Annotated in this window: 6 protein-coding genes, 1 tRNA gene and 1 pseudogene; 4 read left to right on the top strand and 4 right to left on the bottom strand. The window is 60.8% G+C overall.

All coding sequences use genetic code 11. The annotated features are described in order from the left end of the window. Nucleotides 1–82: 82 nt before the first annotated feature. The 4 genes and pseudogenes from J8C06_RS15370 to J8C06_RS10475 all read right to left on the bottom strand — a co-directional run. A pseudogene (locus tag J8C06_RS15370) lies at nucleotides 83–526 on the bottom strand (SRPBCC family protein); the annotation flags it as partial. Nucleotides 527–539: 13 nt separating this feature from the next. Beyond that, nucleotides 540–1,685, bottom strand: a complete 1,146-nt coding sequence (gene lpxK, locus J8C06_RS10465; protein WP_211428638.1) for a tetraacyldisaccharide 4'-kinase — start codon at nucleotides 1,683–1,685, stop codon at nucleotides 540–542. Between the two features lie 33 nt (nucleotides 1,686–1,718). After that, nucleotides 1,719–1,803: transfer RNA gene (locus tag J8C06_RS10470), tRNA-Leu, on the bottom strand. A gap of 13 nt (nucleotides 1,804–1,816) precedes the next feature. Beyond that, nucleotides 1,817–2,983 carry an RDD family protein gene (locus tag J8C06_RS10475; RefSeq protein WP_211428639.1) on the bottom strand — a complete coding sequence of 389 codons (1,167 nt, stop codon included), beginning with the start codon at nucleotides 2,981–2,983 and terminating at the stop codon, nucleotides 1,817–1,819. A 777-nt stretch (nucleotides 2,984–3,760) separates the two neighbouring features. Between J8C06_RS10475 and cas3g the strand changes: the two genes are divergently transcribed. The 4 genes from cas3g to J8C06_RS10495 all read left to right on the top strand — a co-directional run bounded on the left by cas3g (nucleotide 3,761) and on the right by J8C06_RS10495 (nucleotide 12,680). After that, nucleotides 3,761–7,612: a type I-G CRISPR-associated helicase/endonuclease Cas3g gene (gene cas3g, locus J8C06_RS10480; protein WP_211428640.1), complete on the top strand. Its 3,852-nt coding sequence runs from the start codon at nucleotides 3,761–3,763 to the stop codon at nucleotides 7,610–7,612. Beyond that, nucleotides 7,605–9,059 (top strand): type I-G CRISPR-associated RAMP protein Csb1/Cas7g, encoded by a 1,455-nt coding sequence (cas7g, locus tag J8C06_RS10485; protein WP_211428641.1) that lies wholly within the window; start codon nucleotides 7,605–7,607, stop codon nucleotides 9,057–9,059. Before cas3g ends, cas7g begins: the two co-directional genes overlap by 8 nt. 216 nt (nucleotides 9,060–9,275) lie before the next feature. Then, nucleotides 9,276–10,805, top strand: coding sequence for a type I-G CRISPR-associated protein Csb2 (csb2, locus tag J8C06_RS10490; protein ID WP_211428642.1), 1,530 nt, complete (start codon nucleotides 9,276–9,278; stop codon nucleotides 10,803–10,805). Nucleotides 10,806–11,480: 675 nt separating this feature from the next. Beyond that, entirely contained in the window at nucleotides 11,481–12,680 is a 1,200-nt protein-coding gene (locus J8C06_RS10495; protein ID WP_246602034.1) for a pyridoxal phosphate-dependent aminotransferase, read from the top strand. The last annotated feature ends 75 nt before the right edge of the window (nucleotides 12,681–12,755 follow it).

Consider the following 12,755-nt stretch of genomic DNA (forward strand, 5'->3'; position numbering starts at 1 on the left):
TCGGTGGTTTTGCCGCCTGGTCCTGGGCGGCGGCTCTGGCCTGAATTTCACGCAGCCCGCTGGCGACGAAGGCCGTCGCCATTTTGTCCATGCGGTCGGTGACGACCCGCGCGATCCAGTGTTCGCCGACCAAGCCGGCCAGGGGGTGGATGTCGCGGGCGCGCGGCCGCCAGACGCGCATGTGGAGGCGTACGTCGGCGTCGGTTGCGCCATTTGGGTTCGGGCGCACGTGAACGTCACACTGGAAAAAGTCCGGCGAGTCTTCCGCGGCCGAGTAGGCAATTTCGCCGGTTTCGGGCTTGACGCGCCGGTGCATGACAAACTCCCAGGTGATCGGGGCGACAATCGGCACCCGGACGCAGAAGCGCCAGCGGGTCACGTCATCGCTGTCGGCGACCGGCGTGATGTCTTCGATAATGGGCATGTGGCGCGCAAAGCTGCGTGGGTCGGAAAAAAACTCACACAGTTGCTCAATCGAGGCCGGCACCTCGAAAATACGCCGGAGTGAGGCGCGAACGACAAACATTGTTGATCCAGCGTCAGCGGTCGCCTTCGGGTTGTCCTGTCTTGCCTGGGGTGTCGGGCGACGGCTTGCGGTAATACTTTCCCTTCTTTCTCACAATCGTTCGCAGCAGCAAACTTTTCAAGCCTACCTCATCTTCAACCATGGTTTTGATTTCGACGACGGAAACCGGGAGGTTGCCAAAGTCGAACCCTTCGACCTTGACGGCATCTTTTTCCGTCGTCACGAGGCGCTGCGCGCCGGCTGCCTTGGCTTCGGCGACGATGGCGGCAATGTCTGCCGCGGTGTAGCGGTGGTGGTCAGGAAAGCGCCTGGTAAAAACGACCTTGGCGCCCAGATTGGCCAGGTCATCCTCGAACACGGCCGGATTGCCAAGGGCGGAAAACAGCCCGATGGGTGCGCTCACCAGCGTGCGTTGCGCCTGTGGGCGGCGGGTGGCGAGTTCGTGAACGCCAACGATGTCGTGGTAGGCAAAAAATACCGGCGCGGTGGACTCGCAGGCAGCCAGCACGCCCAGCAAGTGGGACTGGTCAAACGCGCGGTCGGTTCGTGTGACCACGATGGCGTCGGCGCGTTTGAGGGCGTAGAGTGGTTCGCGGAGGCGTCCGAAGGGGAGCAGCTCGCCGTTGCCAAAGGGATCGGTCGCATCGAGGACGAGGATGTTGAGGTCGCGCTGAAGTTGCAGATGCTGGAAGCCGTCATCGAGAACGAACACGTCACAGCCGTAGGTTGTTTCGGCAAAGCGTCCGTTGGCATGCCGATCCGCGCCGACGATGATCTTGACGTCGGGCAGTCGGCGGGCGAGCATCAGCGGCTCATCTCCGGCGGTCATCCAGGTTGGGGGTGGCTGCCCGTCGTTGAGGACGACGCGCGCTGTGGCGGCGCGTCCGTAGCCGCGTGTTAGTACGGCCGTTTCGTGGCCTTCGTCGGTTAGGTAACGCGCGATGTATTCCACCAGTGGCGTCTTGCCGGTGCCGCCGGCGGTGATGTTGCCGACGGCAATGACCGGCTTGGTCAGGGCTTTGGGTTTGAGATAAGCCGTTTCGTAGAGCGCCATGCGCAACCGAACGCCAAACTCGTAGAGCTTGGCCGGCACATAGAGCGCCGCCCGCGTGCCGGGCGACAGGGTTTCAGGCTGAACAAGCGGCAGGGGCCACGGCATGAGACGTTCGGTCTCCGTTCGTCTCGCCGGGAGTGCCGAGGGCGGGACTCGAACCCGCACGCTCCTTGCGGAACAACGGATTTTAAGTCCGTTGCGTCTACCATTCCGCCACCCCGGCTTGATTACCTGCCTCAGTCTTGGTCTGGCAGGGTTTCGACGTACCACTCACGGACGAGCTGCGTCGCCGAGAGGTATTCATGCCAGCCGCGTTGATCGCGGTCAATGAGAACCCACAGGAAGCCCGCGCCGAGCGGCAAGAGGGACAGGCCGTAGCCGAGGGCGCGCAGGAGCGCCTGAACGGGATGGAGTTCGTGGTCTTCGTAAATGCTGACCACGCGCAATCCCATGTACATCATCCCAAAGGTTTGCCCCGCCACTGTTACAGTGCCAAACGCATACATGCCGGCAATGAGTACGGCTGCGCAGGCGACAATGGCTGCCACGCTCGGATGAATCAACACGGTACCGGTCATGATGACGACACAGAGCAGCGGAAGGCAGGAGAGTGCTACGACGGCGGCATCAATGACGCCGGCCAGGACCCGCTCCCGGACGAGGGGACGAATCCGGCGCAGCAGTCGCGTAGGGGTTGGTGGTGACGGTGGGGGCGGCGTGGGGGCGGGCCGGGTTTCACTTGGGGCTTCGGTCGCGGGTTGGTCGGCAAGCAGGTCGAAGTCGCCGAGCGCGGCGTCGAGTTCGCTGGCGATTTCGCTGATATCCACCGGTGGCGCGGCGGAGCTGGTAGCCGTCGCGGTCGGCGCATCGAGCGTGAGCAGGTCGGGCGTGGCGGCGCTCATCCGGCGTGGTGGGAAGGACAGCGGCGGTCGTGGTGACTCGGCGGCCCGGCGAACGCGCCGCAGCGCACCCCTGACGAGCGGGTTTTCGACGGCTTCGAGGTCATCGAGCGGCGGGGTGGAATCGGGCTGACCAGCTTCGGTCGGTGGTGGTTCTGGCGGCGCTTCGATGCCATGCGGCGGCGGCGTTTCGGTTTCCACTTGGCGGCTGGCGCTGCCGAGCTGGTCACGGCGGGCGGCTTCCAGTTCGGATTCCATCATCCGGCGGGCTTTGACCTGGCGCACGCGGGCGCTGAGTTCGGCGCGCCAGGCTGGAACTGTGGCGGCCGATTGGACTTCGCGGGGAAAGGGCCCCCCGGCGCCGGTGACTTCGGTATTGGTCGGGGGTAGGTTGCTTTCCATACGTGCCAACGCAGTTGGTTTACGAACCGGGACGATATGTCCGCAGCGCCGACATACTCGTTCGGTGTCGGCCTGAATATACCCACAAAGAGCGCAAATCATGACGTTTCCGCTTTGGAAAACGCGCCCCTGCACCGTTGCGACGACCCATCGGTGCGGGCAGCCGGTGAATCCCTGGTCGAACGATGCCTTGGTTCTTGGCGTGCGACTCTAGCAGAGCCGCGAACCGGCGTCAAAGTGAAAGTAAAAACTTAGCCCATCGGATAGAACCTGCTGAATCGTCAATGCTTTCAGGATGTGTTGCGGATGCCTGATGGGATGGCCTTGAGCCGGCCGGCAAGGTTGCCCCCGACCGGGAATGCGCGGAGCTGCCCGGTATCCGGTCTGGTGGATGTCCCGGGCCGGTTGCGGGGCAGCTATCACGGTTTGGGTGGTGTAACCAGACGGCAGATGGACTGTCCGTGGATTTGCAAAACCCAGCGTAGGCGGCACCAGCCTAGCCACCGGCTTAGGTTCAACCGGTGTGCTGGCTGATTGGCCTAGTCACGCTGACCGCTTGACCTGCGCGGGTTGAACCGAGTGATTGACGATTCGAGTGCGAAAGGTATAAAAGTTCAGTCCTACGGCGGAAATCACCTGTAAGGATGAAAGACGTAGAGCTGGAAGGCTGTGCAACGCGCTGTTGCCGGCGGGCGACATGCAAAGGACTCGTCGTGGACGCCAGGCGTCCACATGCTCTCGGTAAGGCGCATCCGCATTGGCAGTCCGCGTCACCCGAGCGCTCCGGCATTCCTGACGCGCTGCCGGTCGAGCGCCCATGGGAATTTCACTCCATGGCAGATGGAAGAGCGTATGCTCCAGGTAACTGCTATGCCGTGTATGACAAATCTTACGCCGGGGATTTCCTTCGACTGCTTCAACGAATTGTATAAAGAACTTACCGGTCACGAAGGAGCGTGCCGCTGGCAGTACCGGTTATTCACATATCTCGAGGCAGGTTGCTTCCCAACCGACATCGAATTGGCCACCGGCTTGGGTAAAACATCGATCATTGCGCTGTGGGTCCTGGCGCTGGGCCATGCTCTCAAACGAAACTCGACTGCCGTTCCCCGTCGCCTCGCGTACGTTGTCGAGCGCCGCGTGGTCGTCGATCAGGCATCGGAGTTCGCGGAGCAGGTAGGCGAGCGTCTTGAACAAGCCGCCACATACGAGAATCACAAACTCCATCAGATAGCGAAGGTATTGAAGGAAGCGGGCTGCACCTCTTCGGTCATTGAGGTGTCCACGCTGCGTGGGCAGCGGACGCTCGACAAACGCTGGCGAGATGATCCGGCGCGCCCCGCAATTATTGTCGGCACGGTTGACATGATCGGCTCCCGCCTTCTCTTCAGTGCCTACGGACGGGTAGGCCCTTGGGGCCGCGCGCTCGAGGCGGGGCTTCTTGGGCAAGACTGCTTGATAGTCCTTGACGAGGCTCACCTCTGCTCGCCCTTTGCCGTGACGCTCACCGCGATTGAGCGCCTCGTCAACAAGTCGCTGGCTCCGTTCGCAGTCGTGAGAATGGGGGCCATGATGCACCCCGTTCAAGACCTGCTCAGGCGGACGCCCGGATTGCCACCCGAGGAGCCGAATGGGCGACGTGTCTTCCGACTCCTTGACACCAACACTCTCATCGACGGGCGCAATTGGCCGGACGAGACCACCGACCAGAAGGTCGCCAATCGCCTCAATGCCGTGATAGAAATCGAGGTCAAGTCGCTGGATCCCAAAAAGGGCGTCGGCGTTCAGCTCGCCGAGTGGGCCATCGCTCAGTTGCCGAACGCTTCTGGGCAGTCGCAGAACCCTTCTGGAGCAGCTATCGGCATCGTGGTGAACACCGTCGCCCAAGCTCGCAAGTGCGCTAAGCGTCTGCTCAAGGAAAACCATCAGGTCGTGACGCTCACGGGCAGCATGCGCGGATGGGATCGCGATCAAGTCGTGAAGTCCGATGATTACAAGCGCTTCAAGAGCCAGCGTAACCGCGGGGCTAAATATGACAAACCGATCTTTCTCGTCGCGACCTCCTGCGTCGAGGTCGGCGCGGACATTGACTGCGATCTCCTCGGCGTTGAAGCATGCGCTGCCGACAGCCTTATTCAGCGACTTGGGCGCGTGAATAGACTCGGTCTAAACAACAACGCCAAGGTCTTGTTGGTGGGCAACAGACCCGACCCTGCTGCGAAGGATAAGACCGACCCTGCTGCGAACGTCTTCGAGCGCCTCAACAAACTCCTCGAGGAACTCAAGAAAAAGGTTAGACCAGGCCAGCCAGTTAAATGCTCGCCAGCAACGTTCACCGCACTGCTGCGAGGTAACCTCAATGACGAGGAGTGGCGCAAGCTTTTCGACGTGCGCGTTCCTCCTCCGGCGTTGACCTGCGCGGTGCTTGACGACCTTGCGATGACTTCGAAGCACCCGAACACCGGGGCTCGCCCGGATGTCGGCCGTTGGCTTCATGGCAGTGTTGAAGACCCATCGCTCTACGTGGAGCTTGCCTGGCGCAAGGAGCTTGATTTTGTGACCAGTCCCGACGATGCCGAACGACTCCTTGCAGCGTTCCCGATCGGCGCGCGTGAGACGGCGCGGTGTCCGCTCTACGAGGCCGTCAACTTGCTCAAGGCGGTTCGTGATCGATCCCTCGAAGACGACGCATTAGGGGCGCGTGTTTTGCTCATCAAGCGCTACGGTGAGACCACGCCGTTTCGCCTCCGCGACCTTCCCACCGACGACGGCAAGCTTCGCGCGGCCCTTTACGACGCAACAGTGGTGCTACCGACCAGCGCTGGTGGCTACGACGACCAGTTCGTGACCCCTAACGACAAGAAACTCGTGCGTGACATCGCAGAAAAGGCACAGCCAACGACCCGCGCGAAGCGTCGTCGGCTCTGGATCGACGCCGGGACAGTCAAGGCAACGCCTGACAGTGGACAGCAAAACAGTGAAGTGCAAAAAATCCCGTCGGACACCGACACCGAAAATCTCTTGAGCGAGGTCCAAAAAGTTGTGAACGAGCTGCTCGGCAGCAATGACTGGCAGCTCGTCGAGGCGGCGGGCAACGGCGCGTGCGGCGTGGTCGTGGCCCGAAAACTCCTTCGTGAGGTTGAAGATGCTGAGGATGACGACGGCTCGCTCGGCTTCAATACAGACGTTCTACTGACGCAGCATCTTCACGACGCGCGCACCAAGGCTACTGAGCTGTGCCGGCGGCTGTCGCTGCCCCTAGAACTGAGTAACACCGTCATTGAGGCCGCCGGCCAGCACGACCTCGGTAAGGACCGCCCGTGGTGGCAGCGCGCTGTGGGCCGCACCGAAAAGCCTGCGGTTGCGAAGTCGAAGCACTCGCGCTTCAATCACCACATCAACAAAGGCTACCGCCACGAGCTGGGTTCGGTTGCAGACCTCAGCGACGGCAAGGTGAGCTTGCCGCCCGGGGTCAACCGTGAGCTGTGCCTGCACCTCATAGCCGCCCACCACGGTCACGCTCGCCCAGGATTTGGCACTGAGTCAGTTGGCCCGGTTGTCATCTCTGATAGCGTGTCGTGTGTCCTCAACGAAACGCCAGTGCGCTTTGCAAAGCTCCAGGCCCAGTACGGATGGTGGACGCTCGCCTGGCTTGAAGCGCTGGTGAAAACTGCTGACGTGCTCGCCTCCGTGCTTCCCTCGTGCGGCGATAATGGCTCATCTGTGAGTAACATCCTGCCTGCGACCAGCAACATCCAGCTTACGATTGATGCTCGCAACCCTGGCGAATACCTTGCCGTTTGCGGTCTCCTTGAAGTGATCAGCCGCTATGATGCGAACGCAACATCGGCATGGCGGCGTGAGACAGTCACGCTGACGTCCGAGTACTCTGCCTTCGCTGACGTGTGCGAGATCAAGACGAACGTCGAGGAGGACGAAGTCGTGAAGGAGTTGGCCAAGTATCTCAGCTCGCAGGCGGACTGGCAGGAGGCCACCGAGAATGACCGCAGTCCGCTTGCTCAATCGAGCGGTGTCTGGTGCGGTGCCCTTGAGTTCTCGCTGCCACATAAGCTGCCGATTCTCATTGACCACTGGTACGAGTGGGCATACGTATCGAAAGGACGAATCGTGCAGAGTCTTGGTAAGAAGAATGGCAAGAGCCGATGGAAATTCTGGGCAGGTCGTCAAGAGAAAACGATCTCTAAGGCGATCAACGACAACCTCATTAAAAAACTCAATGAAGACCTCGAGAAAAAATTGAAACTCCAAGACATCATCACACTCACGTCGTCGGGCGAGAGCCCCCTGAAAATTGACGCTTTCACCACCCAGTCATCGATCGATCGTGGCATCAGCGCAAATGAAGCAAAGAACAGGACAGTTCGCCCTGCCCTGGAACTACTTGCCGCCATTGGGATCTCGGCATTCTTCCCTCCGCGCCGCAAAGGCGACAACGCGCCCGACGGTGTCGTCGGCGTGCAAAATAAGGTTTTCACTTACCACACTTGGAGCTCGCACTTGCCACTGGCGCTTGCGCGCCTGGCCGCGCGAGGTGTGGAGGTTGCACCCACTAGGCTGGTACAGTACAAAGCCACCATTGGTACGCTGGGTCGTTACAAACACTTGAGGCTTGCTCGTCCGGCCGGAATAGCCGAGTTACCGGCCGGAACAGCCAAGTTAGTCGACGCAGGCAACGACGACGAAAGCGATGACGAGGACAACGATGAGTAACAACACCCTGCAGAAGTACGACTGCCTTCTCAATGACGAATCCACGGTTGCCGCCATCGTGATCCGTGAGCGACTTCGCCCGGTACAGGGCGTGCGCGGTGTGTTCTTCCCACCGACGTTCGCGGGCCCCAAAAATGATGATAAAAGCGACTACCATATCAATCACTTCGGGCCGCACAACGCCGATCCCCAGCAAGCACAGCAAAATGGCCGCATCGCCAACTGCTGCATCGTCGATTCGGTTCCGTCGCAGGCGAACCGGCTTGAGGCCCGGCTGCTCAAGTATTCGGGCACGTTGATCCCGAAGGTCACTATCAAGGTCACTATCGAAGGAGCCAGCCAGAAATCAATCGACCTGCTCGAGGTCGGCCACCGCGTGGGCGATGCCGTCGTTCGCTACAGCAACAATAACCCGTTCAAGGTTGCGCTCGAGGCCTACAAAAACGGCGACGCCGGTCTGCTTGCGAGGCTTGCGCCGACGTCACTCGTGTTTGGGTATTGGGACAGCCGCGGAACCAAGTCCAAGGCGCGCCGCCTCATCCGCAGCGAGATCGTCGCCTTCAACGTGCAGAAGCTCACGACGCGCAGCCAGTACTGGTCGAGCATCGATCCTGAGGTGAATAGTGAGCTGAAGGCAATCCTAGAAGGGGCGAAGAAGGAACTGAAGGAAGACTCGGATAGCAAGAACCCGGCGGCGCAGCTCGGCATGCTCGACATACCGGTGCCTGAGTCTCCCGGCGGCGTAATCGCCTATGGTTCCATCGAGCGGACCACCATCATCGCACTGACGGGCTTGCGTGCGCTTGTGGCGCTCCAAGGCAATTCCAAAGAGATCGACAAGACTCTGGCCATGCGTCGGTACCTGTTCGCGCTGGCGCTGGCGGCGGCGGTGGGCCCCAAGGTGTGGGACCTTCGCGAGGGCTGCATCCTCGTGCGCGAAAGCAAGACGGACGAAAGCAAGACGGACGAAAGCAAGACAGACGAAAGCAAGACGGACGAAAGCAAGACAGACGAAAGCAAGACGGACGAAAGCAAGACGGACGAAAGCAAGACGGATCAGGGTACTGGTGCCGGTTCTAACTCCTCTACCACCGTGAAAGTGAACGACCCGTTTACTGCCGTGAAAGTGAACTACTCGGGTGAGGAAGAGGAGTTCACGCTTCCGGACGTCACAGGAGCCGAGGAATATCTCAGAGAGGCTGCCAAGGATTTCTTCAGCAAAAGCGAAAGCAAAAGCGAAGCCACCGACAAAACCGAAGGCGAGGCCGTAGAAAAGGTCAAAGGCCTCCCTGAAGAAGTCACCTTGGGCCTCCCTGAAGAAGTCACCTTGCAATTCGATCCAAGGGCAGCGGCTAATGACATCAGAACCAAGGACAGCACCAAGGACAGCACCAAGGACAGCACCAAGGACGCGCAGAAAGAGCCGCAGAACCAGAAGAAGGGCTGAAGTAAACAAAGAAAAAATAGGGGTGACTTCGTGAGGTGGCTCACCACGCGCCTAGAGTGCGCAGTCCAAGGAGCAATAAGAAAAACCTCGACGAGCTGAAGAAACTCTGGGGAGAACCATCTACGCTGAAGACCAGTAGTGATGCACCTGCCCCAAGCGAGCCATCAGCGAATGCTGGAGCAGTCACTACGGGCCCCAAGACAGAGGAGAGACTTGATGCCTCTTGCGATCCGCGTTCAGTTCCTCGCCGGATACACTGGCCGTGAGTGGCCACCGAGCCCGGCGCGCCTCTTCAAGGCGCTCGTATCATCGGCGCGCATGGGCTGGGCGTCTAGCAAACGCAAAAAGATTGAAGAAGCGCTGCGCAAGCTCGAGCAGCAGGGCTGGACCGGGTACACGAAGCTGCCCGAGATCTCCGCGCCTCGCGCAACGCTGCGCCCATCGCGCCAGCGGCGATTCGTGCCCAACAACTCCCGGAACTGGCCGACCGAGCGCAAGCTCAACCCTAAGAAGAGCATCGACCTTGAGCCTGAGCCGATGGTCGGATGGGATATCGAGCCACCGAGCATCGTCTGGTACTGGTGGCCGAATTTCGATGCGTCGTTTGTGAACGTAATCCGCGAGGTGTCCCGCCGGGTTGTCAGCGTCGGCAAGGGTGAAGACTTTGCCTTGCTTGACGCCTTCCCTCACCTCCCTCAGGAGCTACCGCCCGTGCGTTGGAAGCCTGCTCCGAGTGGTGTGTCGCTGGAGGTACCCGAAGCCGGGTGTCTCGCTGTCTGCGACGACTTCTTCACCCGCGCCGCCAAAAACGAACTGCCGCTGCCTGCGGCGGGCGTGCGAGCCGTGACGTACGCATCGGATGCCTACGGTGCTGACCAGGAGATTCCAACATTTGTGCTAGGCCTCTGGCGCAAAGGGAAGCGTTGTTCTTGGGATGCGCGCTTACTTCAGCAGGTCATCGATCCCGTCCGACATCTACTTTGTGATGAGATTCAGCGCGAAGTCGTGGATTCGCTAGCGAGATGCTCGAGCGAAGTACCTGCAATGGAGACGCTCGTTCGTCGGGTGCTCTTGGGGCAAAATGAGCACGGACATCCCATCTGTGAGTCGCACCTTGCGATCCTCCCGCTTCCGAGCGTCCTCGGTCCGTACCCAGATGGCCGCGTGCGCCGCATTGCCCTTACCGACCTTGGCAGGGGTAAAGACCCCAACCGGCGCGCGATCGTTGAGTTGGCGCATGTGCTCTTGCACGGCCGTGAGTTGCGCGACAACAACAAGCAAGGGATCGGTGTCATCCTCGAGACAGAGCCAGATGGTCAGTGGCTGCGGGCCATCACGAAGCCCTCTCGCGTCTGGTCCACCGTGACGCCGCTCGTGCAGCCGGCGAAGGAGCTGACAAGCAAAGAGTGGCAGTGCCTTGTTGAGGCGAGACGCAACGCCGAACAGCAGCCGGCGAAGGCTGCTGCTTACGAGATTTACCTACGAGAGCGCCGTCTCGAACTGCTCAATCGCAGTGTGCAGCAAGCTATCGAGGGTACAGGCGCGCAGGTCAAGTCGATTGAGTTCACTAAAAGTGGGTGGATTGCTGGCGTTCACGTCGCGACCCAGTATCGCGCAAACGGCTACCTCGGCGAAACGCCCAAGCTGCATGTGCGTGTGACCTTCGATAAGGCTATCGCAGGTCCCATCGCCATCGGAAGAGGCCGCCATGTCGGCTTTGGTGTGCTATGGCCCGAAGGTGAATGAAGCCCCCATAGCACCACCTCTGAGTCAGGTGAGCAAACCGGGCTGAGCAGAAGCACATGGGAAACGCGCAGCTATGGAACAGTTCCCTGCAGCCTAGCGCACACTCACCGGCAAAAGCACGCTCGACGACGTGCCGGGGCTGCGCGAGGATGCTATGCGCAAAGACATCAAGTGAACGAAACGAACGACCTACCCAAGCCACAAATCAATCTGGGTTTCGCCTGGTGCGCAACAGATCCTGCGCAGCGACCTCTTCAACCACGGTTGCTCACAGCCTATGAGCGCCGCCAAGTGCCGATACATAGCCCTGACCATCACCTGACGCAATTGCCATCGGCTGGGACGTTGCGCAATCACGCGCCCCGCGGTGTGGTTTGCGGGTCTGTCATCTAGGAAGTGCCGCGCCTAAAGATGAAACCCTGCAAGCTCAAATAGATAAAGGCAACTGCCTGATCGGCCATCCTGCGGCTAACAGGCTAGGCTTCCCAGTGGGGCAACCAGCCATTGGAACTTGTCCAACCACCTGTCAAGCGCCGACCACATCTGCCCTGCTCACAACAACCAAACGCCCCCGATCTAGCCGACCAGGGCTTCCTTGGCCTATGGTTGTAAGTTCATCCAACGTGATCCAACGCGCGGACGGCTCACCCCCGCGCTCAACCGAGGAAAGCATCCATGTCAGCGCCAATGCCCTCTCCCGCGACAACGAACCTTCGCTTGTCATCCCGTTTTGCCGAAGTTGGCTTCTCCGAAATCGTCCGTATCCGAAACCGCGTCATGGCGCTCAAAGCCGCCGGCGAGACTGTCCACCAGTTCGAGGGCGGCGAACCCTTCTTTGAAACCCCGGAACCCATCAAGGAAGCCATGCGCCGCGCCCTGGCCGACAACAAAACCCGCTACGCGCCGTCAAGCGGCATTCCACCGCTCATCGAGGCCATCGTGGACAAGCTGCGCACCAAAAATAAACTGCCGGCCGAACCCTCCCACGTCATCGTTGGCGTCGGCGGCATGCAGGGCCTCTACGGGGCGTTCAATGCCCTGCTCGATCCCGGCGACGAAGTGCTCTTGCTGTCGCCCTATTGGACGCCTACCCGCGATCTCATCCACATGACCGGCGGCCGCGCCATCTGCGTCGAAACTGCCCGCATCCTCGCCGAAGGCGTCGCCACCACCCTCGCCGCCCGTCTTACGCCCCGAACCCGCGCCATTCTGGTCAATACCCCTAATAACCCAACCGGCCAGGTCCTGACCCGCGCCAACCTGGAAGCCATCGCCGACTTCGCCCGGCGGCACGACTTGGTCGTCGTGTCGGACGAAGCCTACGAAGACCTCGTCTATGACGGCGAACACGTCTCGATCGGCAGCTTGCCGGAGATGTACGCCCGAACCATTTCGGTCTATACCCTGTCGAAGTCATACGGGATGACCGGCTGGCGCATCGGGTATGCCGTCGCGCCGGAGCCGTTCATCACCGGCATCAAAACTTCCGTGCTCTATTCAACCAACGGCGTGAGTACGCCTACGCAGTGGGCCGCACTCGCGGCTCTGCGCGACGTCCCCGAAAGCTTCCTGGCCGAATGCCGCGCCGCTTACCGCCAGCGCCGCGACCGACTCATGGCCGGCCTCGCTGCGCTGGGATTGCCCGTCAAACCAACGCCGGACGGCGCATTCTATGTCTTCCCGGATGTTTCAACACTGGGCGGCACGAGCGCCGACATCGCGCTGCGGCTGCTCAATGAAGCGCGGGTCGCTACGGTTCCCGGGACAGCCTTTGGCTGCGCCGGGGAAGGCCACCTACGGCTGAGTTACTCGCTTTCGCTCGACGCCATCGAGCGCGGACTTGAAGCCCTGGAGCGCTACCTGAAGCGTGGCTGACCCCTGCCCGCAAACCAAGCCCCAGGTTGAACCACAACCCGGTTCGCGCTGGTCGTGAACCCATACCCTTTCGGT

The sequence above is a fragment of the Chloracidobacterium validum genome, from assembly GCF_018304825.1.
GTDB classification, from domain to species: Bacteria; Acidobacteriota; Blastocatellia; order Chloracidobacteriales; family Chloracidobacteriaceae; genus Chloracidobacterium; species Chloracidobacterium validum.